This window comes from Pseudoalteromonas sp. MM1 (assembly GCF_030296835.1).
Taxonomy (GTDB): domain Bacteria; phylum Pseudomonadota; class Gammaproteobacteria; order Enterobacterales; family Alteromonadaceae; genus Pseudoalteromonas.
In genome coordinates this window covers 865,809-885,946 of record NZ_AP027922.1, presented here as the reverse complement: position 1 = coordinate 885,946, position 20,138 = coordinate 865,809, and the positions used below count along the sequence as shown (strand labels likewise).

The 20,138-nt window shown below is 42.9% G+C and carries 11 protein-coding genes and 4 rRNA genes; 5 read left to right on the top strand and 10 right to left on the bottom strand.

Annotation, left to right across the window (positions count from 1 at the left end; genetic code table 11):
• Window positions 1–28 precede the first annotated feature (28 nt).
• The 6 genes from glsB to QUE46_RS03960 all read right to left on the bottom strand — a co-directional run bounded on the left by glsB (window position 29) and on the right by QUE46_RS03960 (window position 8,409).
• Window positions 29–952, bottom strand: coding sequence for a glutaminase B (gene glsB / locus QUE46_RS03985; protein ID WP_286246305.1), 924 nt, complete (start codon window positions 950–952; stop codon window positions 29–31).
• Between the two features lie 851 nt (window positions 953–1,803).
• Window positions 1,804–1,918, bottom strand: a 5S ribosomal RNA gene (rrf, locus tag QUE46_RS03980).
• A 64-nt stretch (window positions 1,919–1,982) separates the two neighbouring features.
• Window positions 1,983–2,097 (bottom strand): 5S ribosomal RNA (gene rrf / locus QUE46_RS03975).
• 145 nt (window positions 2,098–2,242) lie between these two features.
• Window positions 2,243–5,129: ribosomal RNA gene (locus QUE46_RS03970) — 23S ribosomal RNA — on the bottom strand.
• Window positions 5,130–5,398: 269 nt separating this feature from the next.
• Window positions 5,399–6,932 (bottom strand): 16S ribosomal RNA (locus QUE46_RS03965).
• The 16S, 23S and 5S rRNA genes sit together here, the layout of an rRNA operon.
• 619 nt (window positions 6,933–7,551) lie before the next feature.
• Window positions 7,552–8,409: a tetratricopeptide repeat protein gene (locus tag QUE46_RS03960; protein WP_024031324.1), complete on the bottom strand. Its 858-nt coding sequence runs from the start codon at window positions 8,407–8,409 to the stop codon at window positions 7,552–7,554.
• 94 nt (window positions 8,410–8,503) lie between these two features.
• On the opposite strand from QUE46_RS03960, the gene QUE46_RS03955 reads away from it, so the two are divergent.
• Entirely contained in the window at window positions 8,504–9,817 is a 1,314-nt protein-coding gene (locus QUE46_RS03955) for a M20 family metallopeptidase (RefSeq protein WP_286246304.1), read from the top strand.
• 22 nt (window positions 9,818–9,839) lie between these two features.
• Here QUE46_RS03955 and QUE46_RS03950 read toward each other — a convergent pair whose 3' ends face one another.
• The 4 genes from QUE46_RS03950 to pomA form a co-directional block, all read right to left on the bottom strand.
• The gene (locus QUE46_RS03950; RefSeq protein ID WP_286246303.1) at window positions 9,840–11,780 is read right to left on the bottom strand and encodes a DNA topoisomerase III; all 1,941 of its coding nucleotides are present in this window, start codon (window positions 11,778–11,780) and stop codon (window positions 9,840–9,842) included.
• A gap of 229 nt (window positions 11,781–12,009) precedes the next feature.
• Window positions 12,010–12,495 (bottom strand): hypothetical protein, encoded by a 486-nt coding sequence (locus tag QUE46_RS03945; RefSeq protein WP_286246302.1) that lies wholly within the window; start codon window positions 12,493–12,495, stop codon window positions 12,010–12,012.
• A 213-nt stretch (window positions 12,496–12,708) separates the two neighbouring features.
• The gene (locus tag QUE46_RS03940) at window positions 12,709–13,629 is read right to left on the bottom strand and encodes a flagellar motor protein MotB (protein WP_286246301.1); all 921 of its coding nucleotides are present in this window, start codon (window positions 13,627–13,629) and stop codon (window positions 12,709–12,711) included.
• 2 nt (window positions 13,630–13,631) lie between these two features.
• Complete coding sequence (gene pomA / locus QUE46_RS03935) at window positions 13,632–14,399, bottom strand: flagellar motor protein PomA (protein WP_004586874.1); 768 nt, start codon at window positions 14,397–14,399, stop codon at window positions 13,632–13,634.
• A 315-nt stretch (window positions 14,400–14,714) separates the two neighbouring features.
• On the opposite strand from pomA, the gene QUE46_RS03930 reads away from it, so the two are divergent.
• From QUE46_RS03930 to QUE46_RS03915, 4 genes are all read left to right on the top strand, one after another.
• Entirely contained in the window at window positions 14,715–14,957 is a 243-nt protein-coding gene (locus QUE46_RS03930; RefSeq protein ID WP_286246300.1) for an exodeoxyribonuclease VII small subunit, read from the top strand.
• A 2-nt stretch (window positions 14,958–14,959) separates the two neighbouring features.
• On the top strand, window positions 14,960–15,847 hold the full coding sequence (gene ispA, locus QUE46_RS03925) for a (2E,6E)-farnesyl diphosphate synthase (RefSeq protein WP_286246299.1): 888 nt from the start codon (window positions 14,960–14,962) through the stop codon (window positions 15,845–15,847).
• Between the two features lie 102 nt (window positions 15,848–15,949).
• Entirely contained in the window at window positions 15,950–17,812 is a 1,863-nt protein-coding gene (dxs, locus tag QUE46_RS03920; RefSeq protein WP_286246298.1) for a 1-deoxy-D-xylulose-5-phosphate synthase, read from the top strand.
• Window positions 17,813–18,004: 192 nt separating this feature from the next.
• Window positions 18,005–20,116 (top strand): hypothetical protein, encoded by a 2,112-nt coding sequence (locus tag QUE46_RS03915; RefSeq protein WP_286247673.1) that lies wholly within the window; start codon window positions 18,005–18,007, stop codon window positions 20,114–20,116.
• Window positions 20,117–20,138: the final 22 nt, after the last annotated feature.

Genomic DNA, 20,138 nt, shown 5'->3' with positions numbered 1-20,138 from the left:
AGCTTTACGTACTCCCTACTGCGGTATTTTAGAAAATCGAAATATCCAGTTTTTTAGATAGCAGCTCTAATGCTGCTATCCCCGCCACCGAATTACCAAATTCATTTAACCCTGGTGAATACACTGCCACCGTAAACTTACCCGGTAATACCGCTAATATAGTGCCTGACACACCCGACTTACCCGGCATTCCCACCCTGTAGCCAAAGTCTCCTGCCGCATCGTACAAGCCACTAGTGAATAAAAGCGAATTTAGCTGTTTATTCTGGCGGCTACTCAAAACACGCTTACCCGAGCTGTAATCAACCCCTTTATTCGCTAAAAAGTTATACGCTCTAGCTAGCTCAATACAGTTAAGCTCAATCGCACAAAAGTTAAAGTAAGACCAAAGTACATCGTCTACATCATTTTCAAAATTACCAAATGATTTCATTAAATGCGCCATAGCAGCATTACGGTGCCTAAACTCGTACTCAGAATTGGCCACTTTTTTATCAATCACTATTGCACTATTACCTGCAAGTAACCTAAACGTTTCAAGCATTGAGTGGCGAGGTGCTGATAATCGACTGTACAAAGCATCGCACGTTACAATCGCGCCAGCATTAATAAATGGGTTACGTGGCACGCCTTTTTCGAACTCTAACTGTGTAAGAGAATTAAACGCGGTTCCTGAGGGCTCTTTGCCTACCCGATGCCATAGCTCGTCGCCATAGCGCTGTAGCGCCATTGTAAGCGTCATTACTTTAGAAACTGACTGAATAGTAAAACGTTTTGAGCAATCCCCCGCACAAATGGTTTCGCCATCTGTGGTATAAATAGCAATAGAAAACTGCTCTCTAGAAACCTCAGCAAGAGCAGGAATATAGTCTGCAACCTTACCTTGTGATAATAAAGGACGCACTTCGTGTGCTATTTCATCTAGAACAGTTTGGTAGTCAGCAGTGGGCAATTCACACCTCTATTTTGGCATTTATAAAATTTAATTTTAACACGCACAACTTCTGCACGCCTAGCTATGTTACATGAATAAAATAGCAGATAAGCATGAACTTAATGTTTATTTTCAAAGTGATATTTTCTATACCAAAGTAATACCAATCCGCAATAAGTCTTAATCATTTTGCGGGGCTATAAAAAACTGATTACACTCAGCACGATGTGCGCCGTGGCTTTGCCTCAGGAACTTAGCGTTATATAGGGATATGAATGTTATGGCTCAAAGGATTTACAAGAGCGGGCATTACAGAGACTGAGTTAGCATGAGATCTTGGCTTTTTATTAAACCCCAGACAGCAAAAACCCCATTACATAGCTGTAACGGATTTCTTTAATTTGAATCCTGGTAATGTCATAGTGCCCACAGCGGTGGAGAGTCACATAGCAAATACTACACTATCATTAGTCGTGCTCATCTTATACCAATCCGCATAATTAAGTGTTCTATTTTGAGGTTGGATAAACGTGTTGATAGCAAGGCAAAAAATTCGCTATTAAGTTGTTCTCGGCAATTGCTCCTGCATTGCTCTACCTTCTGCAACCATGCAGTCGTAAATGAGAATTTTTTAACGCAGATAGCGACACGTTTAGCCCCTGAAAATGATTAAGTATTAATGCGGATTGGTATTATTGGTGAGGCGAGCCTTATCTGCGGGTTTCGTGATACTCAACCCACGCTACGAAGTACAGGTTGACGCTGTGCAGCTGATAGCTGACGGCTGACGGCTGATAGCTAATATTTTCACTTTGTTACAGACGGCAAAAAACCCGTTACATCGCTGTAACGGGTTTCTTTAATTTGAATCCTGGCAATGTCCTACTTTCACATAGCAAATGCTACACTATCATCGGCGCTGTTTCGTTTCACTACTGAGTTCGGCATGGGGTCAGGTGGGTCCAAAACGCTATGGTTACCAAGAAAATTCTGTTCAATTTTCTTATTTTTTATTTATTAAGTTTTAAGTCCTTCGACTGAATTTGGAGCCTGGCAATGTCCTACTTTCACATAGCAAATGCTACACTATCATCGGCGCTGTTTCGTTTCACTACTGAGTTCGGCATGGGGTCAGGTGGGTCCAAAACGCTATGGTTACCAAGCAAATTTGGGCGTTAATACGTATTTCTACGTACTAACTAAATCTGGAAAATATCTGATAATATTTTTTAAGTCTTTCTAAGTAATATCTACTTTAGTTATATTAACTTCTGTCTAAACTGTCGCATAAAACGCGTTTGGCGTTGTATGGTTAAGCCTCACGGGTAATTAGTACAGGTTAGCTTAATGGCTCACACCACTTCCACATCCTGCCTATCAACGTTGTAGTCTTCAACGGCCCTTCAGAGACTTTAAAAGTCTAGTGAGAAATCATCTCGAGGCCTGCTTCGCGCTTAGATGCTTTCAGCGCTTATCAGTTCCGAACGTAGCTACCGGGCAATGCCATTGGCATGACAACCCGAACACCAGCGGTTCGTTCACTCCGGTCCTCTCGTACTAGGAGCAACCCCTCTCAATTCTCAAACGCCCACGGCAGATAGGGACCGAACTGTCTCACGACGTTCTAAACCCAGCTCGCGTACCACTTTAAATGGCGAACAGCCATACCCTTGGGACCGACTTCAGCCCCAGGATGTGATGAGCCGACATCGAGGTGCCAAACACCGCCGTCGATATGAACTCTTGGGCGGTATCAGCCTGTTATCCCCGGAGTACCTTTTATCCGTTGAGCGATGGCCCTTCCATTCAGAACCACCGGATCACTATGACCTACTTTCGTACCTGCTCGACGTGTCTGTCTCGCAGTTAAGCTGGCTTCTACCATTACACTAACCGTACGATGTCCGACCGTACTTAGCCAACCTTCGTGCTCCTCCGTTACTCTTTGGGAGGAGACCGCCCCAGTCAAACTACCCACCAGGCACTGTCCGTAACCCCGATTCAGGGGCCAACGTTAGAACATCAAAACTACAAGGGTGGTATTTCAAGGACGACTCCACAAAAACTAGCGTCTCTGCTTCTAAGTCTCCCACCTATCCTACACATGTAGGTTCAATGTTCAGTGCCAAGCTGTAGTAAAGGTTCACGGGGTCTTTCCGTCTAGCCGCGGGTACACAGCATCTTCACTGCGATTTCAATTTCACTGAGTCTCGGGTGGAGACAGCGTGGCCATGGTTACACCATTCGTGCAGGTCGGAACTTACCCGACAAGGAATTTCGCTACCTTAGGACCGTTATAGTTACGGCCGCCGTTTACCGGGGCTTCGATCAAGAGCTTCGTCCGAAAACTAACCCCATCAATTAACCTTCCGGCACCGGGCAGGTGTCACACCGTATACGTCATCTTGCGATTTTGCACAGTGCTGTGTTTTTAATAAACAGTCCCAGCCACCTGGTCACTGCGGCTCCCGTCCGCTTAGAGAGCAAGTCTCATCACAGATAGGAGCGTACCTTCTCCCGAAGTTACGGTACGATTTTGCCTAGTTCCTTCACCCGAGTTCTCTCAAGCGCCTTAGTATTCTCTACCTGACCACCTGTGTCGGTTTGGGGTACGATTCGGTATAATCTGAAGCTTAGAGGCTTTTCCTGGAAGTATGGCATCAGCAACTTCATCACCTTGGTGACTCGTCTCGTGTCTCAGCCTAACAGCAACCCGGATTTACCTAAGTCGCTAGCCTACTCACTTTCACATGGACAACCATCGCCATGCTTGCTTAGCCTTCTCCGTCCCCCCATCGCAATTATACCAAGTACGGAAATATTAATCCGTTTCCCATCGACTACGCCTTTCGGCCTCGCCTTAGGGGTCGACTTACCCTACCCTGATTAACATGGGATAGGAACCCTTGGTCTTCCGGCGTGCGGGTTTTTCACCCGCATTATCGTTACTCATGTCAGCATTCGCACTTCTGATACCTCCAGCAACCCTCCCGGGTCACCTTCAACGGCTTACAGAACGCTCCCCTACCACTCATCCTAAGATGAATCCGCAGCTTCGGTGCATAGTTTAGCCCCGTTACATCTTCCGCGCAGACCGACTCGACCAGTGAGCTATTACGCTTTCTTTAAAGGATGGCTGCTTCTAAGCCAACCTCCTGGCTGTCTGGGCCTTTCCACATCGTTTCCCACTTAACTATGACTTTGGGACCTTAGCTGGCGGTCTGGGTTGTTTCCCTCTTCACGACGGACGTTAGCACCCGCCGTGTGTCTCCCGGATAGTACTTTACGGTATTCGGAGTTTGCAAAGGGTTGGTAAGTCGGGATGACCCCCTAGCCTTAACAGTGCTCTACCCCCGTAAGTATTCGTCCGAGGCTCTACCTAAATAGATTTCGGGGAGAACCAGCTATCTCCCGGTTTGATTAGCCTTTCACTCCTAGCCACAGGTCATCCCCTAACTTTTCAACGTTAGTGGGTTCGGTCCTCCAGTTGATGTTACTCAACCTTCAACCTGCCCATGGCTAGATCACCGGGTTTCGGGTCTATACCTTGCAACTATTCGCCCAGTTAAGACTCGGTTTCCCTACGGCTACCCTAAACGGTTAACCTCGCTACAAAATATAAGTCGCTGACCCATTATACAAAAGGTACGCAGTCACCTAACAAGTAGGCTCCTACTGCTTGTACGTACACGGTTTCAGGTTCTATTTCACTCCCCTCACAGGGGTTCTTTTCGCCTTTCCCTCACGGTACTGGTTCACTATCGGTCAGTTGGGAGTATTTAGCCTTAGATGATGGTCCACCTATATTCAGTCAAAGTTTCACGTGCTCCGACCTACTCGATTTCACTCAAAATGCGTTTTCATGTACGGGACTATCACCCTGTATCGTGGCACTTTCCAGAGCCTTCCATTAACACATAATCAGCTTAAGGGCTGTTCCGATTTCGCTCGCCGCTACTATCGGAATCTCGGTTGATTTCTTTTCCTACGGGTACTTAGATGTTTCAGTTCTCCGCGTTCGCCTCGTTAACCTATGTATTCAGTTAACGATACCTGCAAGCAGGTGGGTTTCCCCATTCGGAAATCCTAGTCTCAAGCGCTTTTTACTAGCTTGACTAGGCTTATCGCAAGTTAATACGTCCTTCATCGCCTCCAACTGCCAAGGCATCCACCGTGTACGCTTAGTCACTTAACCATACAACCCAAACGGGTCTTTGTTATGTGACAGTTTAACTTCGCCAGAAGTTAATATTGAATACTAAAGTAGATACCAATTAATCATTCGATTGAATAATCAATGGCATTTTTTACTTTTGAAAACTCTTGATAAATATAAATATTTATCAGAATTTTATTATCAGCTTTTCCAAATTTTTAAAGAGCATATTAATTAGTTAAGCCAGTGGCTTAGCTAACTAACAATCATCTGTGTGGACACTACGAACAAATAAGTTCTAAATCGTATAAGGAGGTGATCCAGCCCCAGGTTCCCCTAGGGCTACCTTGTTACGACTTCACCCCAGTCATGAATCACTCCGTGGTAAACGTCCTCCCGAGGGTTAGACTATCTACTTCTGGAGCAACCCACTCCCATGGTGTGACGGGCGGTGTGTACAAGGCCCGGGAACGTATTCACCGCGTCATTCTGATACGCGATTACTAGCGATTCCGACTTCATGGAGTCGAGTTGCAGACTCCAATCCGGACTACGACGCACTTTAAGTGATTCGCTTACTCTCGCGAGTTCGCAGCACTCTGTATGCGCCATTGTAGCACGTGTGTAGCCCTACACGTAAGGGCCATGATGACTTGACGTCGTCCCCACCTTCCTCCGGTTTATCACCGGCAGTCTCCTTAGAGTTCTCAGCATTACCTGCTAGCAACTAAGGATAGGGGTTGCGCTCGTTGCGGGACTTAACCCAACATCTCACAACACGAGCTGACGACAGCCATGCAGCACCTGTATCAGAGTTCCCGAAGGCACCAAACCATCTCTGGTAAGTTCTCTGTATGTCAAGTGTAGGTAAGGTTCTTCGCGTTGCATCGAATTAAACCACATGCTCCACCGCTTGTGCGGGCCCCCGTCAATTCATTTGAGTTTTAACCTTGCGGCCGTACTCCCCAGGCGGTCTACTTAATGCGTTAGCTTTGAAAAACAGAACCGAGGTTCCGAGCTTCTAGTAGACATCGTTTACGGCGTGGACTACCAGGGTATCTAATCCTGTTTGCTCCCCACGCTTTCGTACATGAGCGTCAGTGTTGACCCAGGTGGCTGCCTTCGCCATCGGTATTCCTTCAGATCTCTACGCATTTCACCGCTACACCTGAAATTCTACCACCCTCTATCACACTCTAGTTTGCCAGTTCGAAATGCAGTTCCCAGGTTGAGCCCGGGGCTTTCACATCTCGCTTAACAAACCGCCTGCGTACGCTTTACGCCCAGTAATTCCGATTAACGCTCGCACCCTCCGTATTACCGCGGCTGCTGGCACGGAGTTAGCCGGTGCTTCTTCTGTCAGTAACGTCACAGCTAGCAGGTATTAACTACTAACCTTTCCTCCTGACTGAAAGTGCTTTACAACCCGAAGGCCTTCTTCACACACGCGGCATGGCTGCATCAGGCTTGCGCCCATTGTGCAATATTCCCCACTGCTGCCTCCCGTAGGAGTCTGGGCCGTGTCTCAGTCCCAGTGTGGCTGATCATCCTCTCAAACCAGCTAGGGATCGTCGCCTTGGTGAGCCATTACCTCACCAACTAGCTAATCCCACTTGGGCCAATCTAAAGGCGAGAGCCGAAGCCCCCTTTGGTCCGTAGACATCATGCGGTATTAGCAGTCGTTTCCAACTGTTGTCCCCCACCTCAAGGCATGTTCCCAAGCATTACTCACCCGTCCGCCGCTCGTCATCTTCTAGCAAGCTAGAAATGTTACCGCTCGACTTGCATGTGTTAGGCCTGCCGCCAGCGTTCAATCTGAGCCATGATCAAACTCTTCAATTAAAAAGTTTTTTGTCTTTCGACAGCTCAATGAATTCTGAATTTATTTAATATCTTTCGATATTGAATTGACTGTGCTGCAATTCCTACCGGAGTAGTTATTGCTGTTGGTCACTCAGTTTCAATTGAGACTCTAAATTTGTTTGCCTCACTACCTAAGTAGCTTGGCTGTTAGAACTCAATCTGTACGAGTGCCCACACAGATGATTGCTTTATATTGTTAAAGAACGTTGCGATTAAAGCGTTAAACTTTATCTCGCTAGGGCTGCGCATCTTACGCTTTCCTATTTTTTTGTCAACACTTAATTTTGTTAAACTTGAAAGTTTTTAAAACTAAGTTTTACTCGACTCACTAAGTGGTTGGCTTACCTCGCTAAGCGTTGCCTGCTCTGCCGTCTCAGTGGGGTCGCATTATAGGGAGAACGATTTTTTACGCAAGCGTTTTTTATTAAAAACTATAAATAAAAGCTCTTTCGTGCATTTTTCACTCTAAACAGCCAAAATAAGTACAAAAAACAAGCTAACTCTATATGCAAAGCCCAGATTATTTTAAATATACCTATGTATAAAACGCAAAAAGCACCTATAAGGTGCTTTTAAGTTAATTTATTAACTGCGCGTATTAATACAAAATACTATAAAGCTTTCTTCTGTATTTCGCTGCAAGTGCATCTCCATCAGGTAAAGAAGCAATAATTGCTAAGAAGCTTGCTTTAGCATCATTAAAGTTAAGATCCTTTTTAAGTACGCTGAAGAGTGTTTCGAGTGCTTCTTCTTTTCGTCCTGCATCATTTAGCAATTGGCTTAGCTCTATTTTCAGGTCTAAGTCATTTGGGTACTTTTCTACTTGAGATTGCTTTTCTTTTATCTCTGGCGAGTCGGTAGCTTCTAGAGCCGCTTCGCATTTAGCTTTTATATTATGAAAATAAGCATCTTGCTCTTGGGCGTCAATGGTATCAATGAGTGCTTGCGCATCATCTAACTTGTGTATTTGAATACATATATCGGCTAACACAAGCTTTATACGTGCGTTTGCACTGTCTATTTCATACGCTTGCTTTGCGTAATTAAATGCAGCATTTAGGTCCGACTTTAATAATGCTTGTTTTGCTTGTTCAAGAAGTAGGTCCTGCTGCGCTGGTAAATGCTTACTCAAGGCTTCGCGAATTTGCGCGTCTGTTTGAGCACCAGCTAATAAATCTACTGGCGCTGAATCTTTTAACAACACAAGTGTAGGTAATGTTTGTAAGCCAACCTGCTGCGCTAATTGCGAGGCGAGTGCTTGTTCTGCGTCACAATCAAGATTAGCCACTACAATATGGTCTTTATATTGCGTAGCTAAATTTTCTAATATGCCGATTTGGCTAATACACTCTGGACTTTGTGGCGAGTGGAAGTTAAGCAGCACCAACTTTTGTTGTGATGTTTCACCGAGTACTTGCTGAAGGTTTTGTGCGTTGATACTAACTATGTTGCTCATTGAATTAATTGCCATATTCATTTATTTAGGTTTTTATATGGAGACGAACATAATAAATACAAGTATTAAATACTTTCAAATAATGAGGGAAAACATGAAAATCACCTATCTAGTTGCTGCATTTATGATAGCAAGCCCACTTACTTATGCTAAGTCACTAAACTTAGATTTAACTAAGAGTATGCCAGCTATTGAAAAGTTTTACCTCGACTTACATCAATCTCCAGAGCTTTCATATCATGAACAAGAAACTGGCCAAAAAATAGCATCGCAATTAACAAAACTTGGGTTTGATGTAACAGATAATGTGGGTGGCTTTGGTGTGGTAGGAATTTATAAAAATGGCGTCGGCCCTACAATAATGATTCGTACTGATACCGATGGCCTCCCAATCACAGAGCAAACCGGTAAACCTTATGCATCTAAAGTACAAGTGACCAATGAGCAGGGGAATAAAGTAGGTGTAATGCATGGCTGTGGCCACGATATACATATGAGTTCGTTTATTGGTACTGCTGAGCAACTTATTGCCCATAAAAACGAGTGGCAAGGAACGTTAATGATGGTTGCTCAACCTGCAGAAGAAGTTGGCGGTGGAGCAAAAGCCATGTTAAGTGAAGGCTTATTTAGTAAATATGCTAAGCCTGATCATGTTATTGCGCTGCATGTAAGCGCCAGCGTACCTGCAGGTAAGGTATCAATGAAAAATGAATACACCATGGCAAGTGTTGATTCGGTAGATATAACGATAAAAGGTAAAGGCGGACACGGCGCCTACCCGCATACTACCGTAGACCCAGTAGTTATTGCGGCGCGGACAGTATTAGCATTACAAACAATCACTAGCCGCGAGCTTTCTCCACTTGAACCTTCAGTTGTAACTGTGGGTTCTATTCATGGTGGCTCAAAGCATAATGTCATTTCCGATGAAGTAAAACTTCAGCTTACTCTTAGAAGCTATAATCCAGAGGTACGTGAGGCGCAAATAGCTGCAATAAAACGTATTACAGCCGGTATTGCTCAAAGTGCAGGCCTTAGTGAGCCACACTACCCTGTTGTTCATGTACACGAAGATGAGTCTATTCCATCTACTTACAACAACCCAGAGCAAACTAACATTGTTAGGAGTGCTATTGCTGATGCAATTGGCGCAACTAATGTACTTGAAACAAAGGCGGTTATGGCTGGTGAAGATTTTGGACTGTATGGTAGAACTGACGAAAACATTCCTATTACGTTATTTTGGTTAGGTGGTGTAAACCAGCAGCAATATACAAATGCGATAAAAAGTAACCAAACACTCCCTTCATTACACTCAAGTAAGTTTGCGCCAGATTATAAAGTAGCATTACCTACCGGTATAAAAGCCATGAGTAACGCTGCAGTCGCGTTATTTAATAAAAAATAAGCCGTATTTGAAAGCTCAGCGATTAAGTAGTTGCTGAGCTCTTTTTATGGTTTGATTTTTTAAATGATGCTTTTTTAGCACGCTTAGCAAAGCGCTTTTTAGGCGGTGCTTTAGGAAGCTTTGAAAATATATGGCTATCACAATTAGCTGCCTGCTTTACAAAACCTTCAAGCTCCACCAGCAGTGGCTGTAAAAATTGTTGGTAGCTCATTGCTTGTTGAGCAATATTGCCTAAACTCGCCTCCCATTTAGCGGTCAAATCGGGGCTAGCTAAGCCCTCTGGTAAAACACTAATAAGTGCCAAACCTGTTTGCGTTGCTTTAATTGCTTTACCTTCTCGTTTTAAAAAACGACGCCTAAATAATAATTCGATAATTCCTGCGCGGGTTGCCTCTGTTCCTAATCCATCGGTCTCTTTGAGGATCTTTTTAATTTGCGCATCTTTTACATAACGACTAATGCCGGTCATGGCACTTAGCAATGTTGCATCAGTAAAATGAGACGGTGGCGTAGTGTGTTTTTCTACCACTTCACCTTTAGTGCAGTTAAGCACCATTCCTTTTGTTAAACGAGGCAAGGTTGCTTCATCTTTTAGCTCGGCTTTACCCATTAATACCTTAAACCCTAAGCTTACGTCTTGCTTTGCGTTGGCTTTAAATAAACCTCCCGCAATTGTTACCTCTACTTTGGTTTCGTTATAAATGTAATCGGGGTAAAACTGGATTAGGTAATGCCTGCAAATAAGTTGATACACTTTTGCCTCATCAGGCGCCAAAGTCGCTGTTTTTAATTGTTTGGCGGTAGGAACAATTGCATGGTGCGCAGCCACTTTTGCATCGTTAAAACATTTGCTGCGTTTTTTAGCGTCTGCCCCATTCACAAACTCAGTATTTTGACCGCCGTTAGCTGCAATTGCCTTTAAAATTGCAGGCGCATCTAAATGGTGCTCTTTAGGTAAATAGCGATTATCTGAGCGAGGGTAAGTAATTAATTTATGGCGCTCATAGAGCGTTTGGCAAATATCGAGCACTTGCTGAGCAGCCATACCGAATGCCTTTGCTGCATCTATTTGCAGTGCCGATAAATTGTAAGGCAGTGGCGCGCTTTGTTTTTTTTGTTTTTGTTCAAGCGCTGTAACCTCGCCTGGCTGATTGGCTATTCGCGAGGCAACATTTTCAGCGAGTGCTTTATTTAATACACGCCCTTCTTCATCTTGATAAGGCTCGCAGGCTTTGCTTGGCACCCATTTGGCCACAAAGCTTTGCTGCTCGGAAGTTAATAAATGTGCTAACACTTCATAAAATGGTTTAGATACAAAGTTAGCTATTTCGTTATCTCGATTAACCACTAAGCCTAAAATTGGAGTTTGTACACGACCCACCGACAACACATTGCCAAAACCTGCTTTTTGACCCGCCAGTGTATAAGCACGTGTAAGGTTCATACCAAATAACCAATCAGCACGAGAACGTGCAAGCGCTGATACACTAAGTGGAATAAATTCACGATTTGAACGCATAGTATTAAGCGCTTTTTTTACGGCAGCTAAATTTAAGTCGCTAATAAGTAAACGTTGGATACTTTGCTTTTTAGTTTTGCTTATTTTTGCTTGCTCTATTACCTCATCTACCAAAAGTTGACCCTCACGATCGGGATCGCCAGCATGCACGAGTACTGATGCCTGCTTAATTAGCTTTTTTAAAATAGTTAATTGCTTACGCGTTTTCGTTTTTGCCTTGAGCTGCCATTGCTGTGGCACTATGGGAAGGTGTTCAAATTGCCACTTTTTAAAACGTGCATCATAATCATCAGGTTCAGCTTGCTCAAGTAAATGCCCTATACACCACGAGACGCAGTCACCATTAGCCACTTCTATATAACCCTCGTGTTTTTTATGTGGTTTTGGCAATGCATCAGCAATGGCTCTGCCAAGTGATGGCTTTTCTGCGATATAGAGTTTCATGGGAGTTGCTCATTAACTGTTTATATGAACAGTAGTTTAGCACAGCTATTTAGAAGATGGAGCGCTTTCTATTTCTTAGGGGGTATTATACCAATCCGTAATAATATCTAATCATTTTGCGGGGCTAAACGTGTCGCTATCTGTGTTAAAAAATTCTCATTTAGAACAACTAAATAGCGAATTTTTTGCCTTGCTATCAATACGTTTATCCATCCTCAAAATAGATCACTTACTTATGCGGATTGGTATTACTTTTTTTAGCTAAGAGCATGATTAAAGGTAAATAACACACTATGACGGTGCCAATGTTGATAAAGGGCATTAACGTTTTGTAAATAATGGTGCTGTACGCTAAATCCCAAAGGTGACGGTCAACTAATCTGAATAATTGTAATATAGGTGCGCCAATAACCACTAACTGACCAATAACGCATTGCCATAAATAAACTTTATCTTTTATTCCCCAATAAGCTATTAACGCCATCCATATAATATCGGTAGCCGCCCATACTAAATAACGATAAATATAAATATCGTCAAACTCTCTCAAGCTAGAGGCTGTTATCCCCCCAAAGAAGAAGAAAGCGACGGTCAGTAATGCAAACCTAAAGGCTAGGTAATCTTTAAATATAAAAAATAATAAAAGAGCCGGGCTTAGCATAAAGACCCAGCTTTTACTTAAAATACTAACGAAATACAAAAACCAATCAGGCAAAATGTTTTACCTTATTTCTCTTTTGTATCGTCGTCGGTACCATCACCATTTCCCGGCATATCGCAGTATTTATTGATTATTTTCACAGGCACTCCATTACATATGTTAAGGAAATGTACTGTAAGCTAAAATAATGAGATTGCCAAGATACTTAAAGGGATAAAGTACCTTAAAAAGAAACTAATTTACTAAAGTTTAACGCTAGGCAATAACCTAGCGTACATCAATAGGGTCTGACTCTTTGGCCTTACCTTGTAAAATTGATATTTCAACTCGGCGGTTTCTGCGTCTATCTTCGTTTGAATCGTTTGGCACCAGCGGGCGTGTATCAGCGCGCCCTACTACCATCATGCGGTTTTTATCAAACCCTTGAACAGTTTGTAATTCACTTGCTACTGCTACCGCGCGTTTTGACGATAAGTCCCAATTATTAATATATAACTCGTTTGAAACCTGAAAATCATCAGTATGCCCCGAAACCGTAATTTCACCAGGTACATCTTTTAATAATTTACCAATATCTTGAATTATGGGCTTAAACTTAGGCTGTAAAAATGCACTCCCTGAGGGAAATGAGCCATTTTCACGGATACGAATAATAATTTGCTGACCGAGGGATTCAAGCTCAATTGCCCCGTCTATAATTTGTTTTTCGAGCTGTTGCGCTATTTTTTTCACTAGCTCATTTGTTTGTTCTTGATCGGCCGCTGAAGTTGCTTGCTCTGAAGATTGCTGCTGCGATGTACTACGTGACTCGCCACCACGCTTATCGCCACGTTGTTCTTGTCTACCACCAGCGGAGCTTTCATCACCCGCTTGAAACTCAAGCATTTGCTGGGTCATTTCAACGGTTTGCTGTTGAATGGTTTCTATCGGGGTAGGCTCAGGCTTGCCTGGAGTAAATTCCATAGCAATAACTGAGGTCCCTTTTGGAATGTCTTTTACTTCTATTTTGTTTTGAACACCAAAAGCAAACTTCATCGAGCCTGCTATTTGCTTAAATTTAAGTACATCCATTTCTGAAAACGCGAGCAAAAGTACAAAAAAGCACATTAAAAGCGACATTAAGTCGGCAAATGTTCCCATCCAAGCAGGCAAACCTGGCGGTGGGCATTTGCACTCTTGATCAGACATGGTTACTCCTCGGTATCTACTTTGCGCTTAGACTCAGCAAGGTAGTTTTTCAATATACCTTCAATTACTTTCGGGTTTTGGCCATCTTGAATACCTAAAATAGCATCCAATATTAGACGCTGATTCATGGCTTCTTCATCTTTACGAAGCTCCAGTTTTACCTGAATAGGAATAGCCACTACATTTGCTAAAAATGCACCATATAAAGTCGTTAACAATGCCACCGCCATTGCAGGGCCGATGGCTTTAGGGTCATCCATGTTAGATAACATAGCAACTAAGCCTATTAACGTTCCTATCATACCCATTGCAGGGGCTATATCGGCAAGTGACTTAAATAAACCGGCGCCCAGTTCGTGACGAGTTGTAGTTAAAGAAATGTCTTTTTGAAGCGTGGCACGAACTACATCAGCATCGTGGCCATCAACGAGCATATCTACCCCTTTTCGCATAAAAGGGTTTGGTATTTCGGCTTCTTCAAGGGCTAAAAAACCGCCTTTACGAGCAGAGTCAGCAAGTTCAACTGCTTTTTCGATAAGCTCTTCTGGCGATTCGATTTTAAACATAAATGCTTTACCAACAACCTTACCTATGCCCAAAAACTGCGACAAGGTAAAGTTTGATAACACAATAAATAGTGAGCCACCAAATACAATTACACTAGAAGGCGCATCGGCAAACATACCCATTTCGCCGCTACTACTCATAAACATGGACATGACAATTAAACCAATTGCGCCAAGGATCCCAATTATGGTTGCTAAATCCACATTTCCTCCAAAGTATTATACTTTGTTATTCAAACTTTTATTATTAACTGCTTATCGGCAAGATACTGAAATACTTAAGCCATTTTTGAAAAAAGTGTAAAACACTGTGTTTGGCCTAATTTTAGATCAAGATACCCTGCTCGCCTAGCGACTGATTAATTTTATTGTACACAGTGAGCGTTAATACGCATCTTATACATGGTAAAAATACGATTTAAACTGATATAACTCAAAAAACAACGATCATCCTTTGACCTAGTTTAGCATTCCCCCTAAAATTGGCTCCTAAATTTATCATGCTGGCTGAAATTAAACATGGCGACTAAAAAACCTGAAAACCTAAGTTTTGAACAAGCACTCGAAGAACTCTCAAGCATTGTTGGTGAAATGGAACAAGGTGACTTATCGCTTGAACAGTCGTTAAAGCAATTTGAGCGTGGTATAGCCTTAGCTAACGCCTCAACAGGTAAGTTACAACAAGCAGAACAAAAAGTGTCTATTTTGATGGGTAATGACGAAAAAGCAGCGCTTACTTCCTTTTACAACGATATGGAATAACCGTGAGCATACAAGAAAAAATAGAATGTGCTCAACAAGATGTCGTAAAGACCCTGCAACAGTACTTTGATCAACCCCTTGATACCGCACACGCAGTAAAAGAAGCCACGCAGTACGGCTTATTTAACGGTGGCAAGCGTTTACGCCCCTTTTTAGTCTACGCAAGTGGTGAAATGCTCGGAGCTAATAAGCAAGATTTAGATATTCTGGCTGCTGCTATTGAGTGTATTCACAGCTACTCGTTGGTGCACGATGATTTACCCGCTATGGATGATGACGACCTTCGTCGTGGACGCCCAACTTGCCATATAGAGTTTGGCGATGCGCATGCAATTTTAGCAGGCGATGCACTACAAACATTAGCCTTTGAGCTAATCTCGGCTCACAAATTTACCTGCAGCGCGGCAACCCAAGTAAAAATGATCAGCGCACTGGCTAAAGCATCAGGGCTTGAAGGTATGGTAGGCGGACAAGGGTTAGATATTGCAGCCACTGATAAAATGATTACAGTACAACAGCTTGAGCGAATTCATAGGTTAAAAACAGGTGCCTTAATCAACTGTGCCATTACACTCGGTGCATTATGTAGCGAAAAAGCAGACAAACAAACCTTAGAAAATTTAAGTGTTTTTGGGTATGCTATAGGGCTGGCATTTCAAGTGCACGACGACATTTTAGATGTTGAAGGTGACACATTTACTCTAGGTAAGCCACAAGGTTCTGATTTAGCGGCGAATAAAGCAACTTATCCGGCCTTATTAGGTATGCAAGGTGCCAAACAAATGGCGCAAAATTTAATAGAGCAAGCGCATCAAGCATTAAACAAAATAGATGCTGATACCTCTGTTCTAGCGGCGCTGGCAAACTACCTGATTAAGCGTGACCATTGAGTGTTACATATACGTATTGCCATTTAGCACTGACATTATTACTCAACAGCGGTAACAACTAATAAGTTAGCACCGCTGTTAGCGAAGGATAAAATAAATACCATGACACTTGATAGTAGCAAGTATCCATTACTTAACTTGGTTGACGAACCAGCCCACTTACGCGATTTAGCGCAAGACAAACTCCCTGCGTTTAGCAACGAGTTACGAGACTATTTACTCAACTCTGTTTCGCAAAGTAGCGGCCATTTAGCGTCTGGTTTAGGAACTGTTGAGCTTACCGTTGCGCTTCATTATGTGTATAACACACCAGAAGATCGCCTAGTATGGGATGTAGGCCATCAAGCGTACCCACATAAAATTTTGACGGGTCGACGCGATTTAATGCATACAATTCGCCAAAAAGATGGATTACATCCGTTCCCTTTTCGTGAAGAAAGCCAATACGATACCTTTAGCGTAGGCCATTCAAGTACCTCTATTTCGGCAGCACTTGGTATGTCTATTGCGGCTCAAAAAGAAGGTAAAGGCCGTAAAACTGTTGCCGTTATAGGCGATGGCGCGATTACAGCAGGTATGGCATTTGAAGCCATGAACCACTTAGGCGATGTAAAATCTGACATGTTAATCATTTTAAATGATAACGAAATGTCGATTTCTGAAAACGTAGGTGCGTTAACCAACCACTTTGCGCGTATTTTATCTGGCAGCTTTTACACAAATATTCGCGAAGGCAGTAAAAAGTTACTCTCTGGCGTGCCTCCTGTTAAAGAACTTGCCAGTAAAGTAGAAGAGCACCTTAAAGGAATGGTTATTCCAGGTACCTTTTTTGAAGAACTAGGTCTTAATTATATTGGCCCAATTGATGGCCACGATGTAAATATGCTCGTAGATACACTGCGTAATATGCGTAATTTAAAAGGGCCTCAGCTTTTACATATAAAAACCCAAAAAGGTAAAGGCTACAAACCGGCAGAAGCTGATCCTATTGGCTATCACGGTGTGCCAAAGTTCGACCCTAATACATCAAGCTTACCTAAATCTAAACCTGGCGCCGCCACTTTCTCTAAGGTGTTTGGTGATTGGTTGTGTGATATGGCCGAGCAAGATAAAAAATTAATGGCTATTACGCCGGCAATGCGTGAAGGCTCAGGTATGGTGCGTTTTTCAAAAGAACACCCAGAGCAGTATTTCGATGTTGCTATAGCAGAGCAGCACGCTGTCACATTGGCCGCCGGTTTTGCCTGTGAAGGGCTAAAACCCGTTGTAGCTATTTACTCGAGCTTTTTGCAACGTGCGTATGATCAACTTATCCACGATGTTGCACTGCAAAACCTACCTGTGCTGTTTGCTATAGACCGTGCTGGTATTGTGGGCGCCGACGGCGAAACACACCAAGGTGCGTACGACTTGAGCTTTATGCGCTGTATTCCAAACATGGTTATTATGGCCCCAAGTGATACTAACGAGTGCCGCCATATGCTTTATACCGGTTATAAGGCTAATTGCCCTGTAGCAGTTCGCTACCCTCGTGGTAGTGCCGGTACTGCCGATATTCAAAGCGAAATGACGCTATTAGAACTAGGTAAAGCCAATACCATTAAGCAAGGCGCTAAAGTTGCTATTTTATCCTTTGGTACATTGCTTGAAAACGCACAGCTTGCTGCAAATGAACTAGGTGCAACGCTTGTTAATATGCGTTTTATTAAGCCACTTGATACACGTTTATTAGATGAGCTGAGCCAAACTCATGATGTAATAGTAACGCTTGAAGACAACGCTATTTGTGGTGGCGCAGGCTCAGCGGTTAATGAGTATTTAGCAGCGCAAAAAGCCAGCATCAAAGTGCTTAATTTAGGTATTCCTGATGAATTTATTAAACACGGCACGCAAGCGCAAATGCACGATGAAATGGGCTTAGGCGAGCAAGGTATTTTAAATTCAATAAAATCGTTTATCGCTTAGTTATTTAGCTAGCTAGTTTTTTAAAGGGAGCCTGATGGCTCCTTTTTTGTTTTTTATTTTTAAATTTTTGCATCCAATGCGTATTTCTATGCGTTATTCCTGTGAGGTTAACACAGTAAATAGTACGTACTGAGGAGTATAAACAGGCACGTTATTTACTTTCATTTGATGGAACATTAAAAGGTAAAAATGATGAAAAAAGCTAATTTAACTCACCTTAATACACAAAACAGTTCACTTAAACGTCCACTTTGTTTTTCAGCACTAGCACTTGGGATCGTACTTGGTATTTCAGGGTGTAGCGGCGATGATGGAGAAAACGGTTTAGCCGGTACACCTGGGGCAGATGGTCAAGATGGAAGCGATGGCACAAACGGTAACCCTGGTTTTAGTGCCGCTACGTTTATTTTAGCTAATAACGGCGAACAAAACACAGGCACCATAGATTTAATAAACCAGAACGCCGCTAAATTAAAAACCTTTAATACCACTGCAAATGAAGGCGTAGCCTTTGATAGTCTCGGTAATTTAATACAAGCAAGCGACAGCGAAAATGGTAGCGTTAAAACTATTTGCCAACTTGCAAATCGCGATGATGGTGCAAGCTTTAGCAACAATCAAGACCGTGAAATTTCAGGCCCCGCCACTACGCTTGTTAATCCTAAAGGCATAGCAATTGCAAAAAATAGTGGGCTGATATTTATAGCTGATTTTGGTGCCATGCAAATTACCACGTTTGGCAGTGCTGCTGCGGGAGATGTTGCGCCGCTTGCTGCCACGCTGACCGAAGCCGCCCCATGGGATGTTGATTATGACCACACAAACGACCGCCTTTATGTAGCACTCACCAACGGTGATGTAGCGATTTATGATAACTTTGTAAGCGGTGAATTTACCGCTATGCCAAATCGTACTATTACACCAAGCGATGATAATGGTGTGCAAATATCGGTAAATATTCATGGCATTATTTATGATAGTAACACCGATAAGCTAATTTTATCTGATGTTGGCAGCGCATCAGATGCCACCGATGGCGCGATTTTTGTTATTAATAATGCTTCAACTGCGCAAGGTAATACTTCTGTGGCGCGCAGTATTTCAGGCCCTGCGACTATGCTAGGCAACCCTGTAGATATTGTTCTTGAAGGTAGCGATTTACGTGTGGCCGAAAAATCAAACGATGCTATTTTAGTGTTTAGTAATATATTTGCCGGTGAAAGCGGCGATATAGCGCCCGATTTAACCACTGCAACCATTAAACCAGAGTCGATTACTAAACTGGGTATACAAAATGAGATGGCTGACATTTCAGATAGTGATACCGCTAATATGGCGCTGCTAGGTGTTGCTGTAAGTAGTAATCCGGGCACGGCAGGTGAAACAACTGGGCAAATTAGTCGATTAAGTTCACAACTTAACACAGAAATTGGCAACTATAATGCGAGTCAAACTATCGAGAGTGTAACTTTTGATAAAGCGGGTAATAGTTATACAACGTTCGATAACAGTACAACCTCAATTGGCGGTATTGTTATTTCAAATAAAGTGGCAATAAACAGAGATGGGCAAACTTATAATACGAACCAAGACAGCATTATTACTGGTTTGAATACAGGCCTTATATCTCCTAAAGGCCTTGATGTGGCTTCTGATAGCGGTATGATTTTAGTTGCAGAAAATAATGCAGATACACCAAGTATTTCAATATTTTCAACTTGCACCACAGGGGATGCAAGCCCATTAATGACGCTTACGTTTGCAAACGATGCTCGCCCTTGGGATGTTGATTACGATGCAAACACTGATCGAGCTTTTGTAGCACTAACAAATGGAACCGTTGCTGTATTTGACGAAGTTAAAAGCAAACTAATGGCTGGTAGTACTAATATTGCAGTTGAGGATAGGCTTATAACACCAGCAAATTCAGGCACAGCAGTAGCAGGGCCTACCAATATCCATGGGATAGATTACGACTCATTGAGCGGCGCGCTAATACTTTCTGATGTAGGCAGTGCAGCGGTTGCAGATGACGGTAAAATTTACGTATTAAATAACACCGCAAATGCCTCTGGCCTAGTTAATATAAGCGCGACGATTAGCGGGCCTAATACATTATTAGGGAACCCTGTTGATATTATGTATAGCGGAACCGATTTATACGTTGCTGAAAAGTCCAACAATGTGGTTATGCGCTTTAATAATATTTTAAGTACGACTGGGGGAGATATTAGTGCCGATGCAAGTATGGCATTTAATGCTCCTGAGTCAGTGGCCATTTTACCAGCGTGGCTAAACCAATAATAAAATAGCGTAAACTTCATCA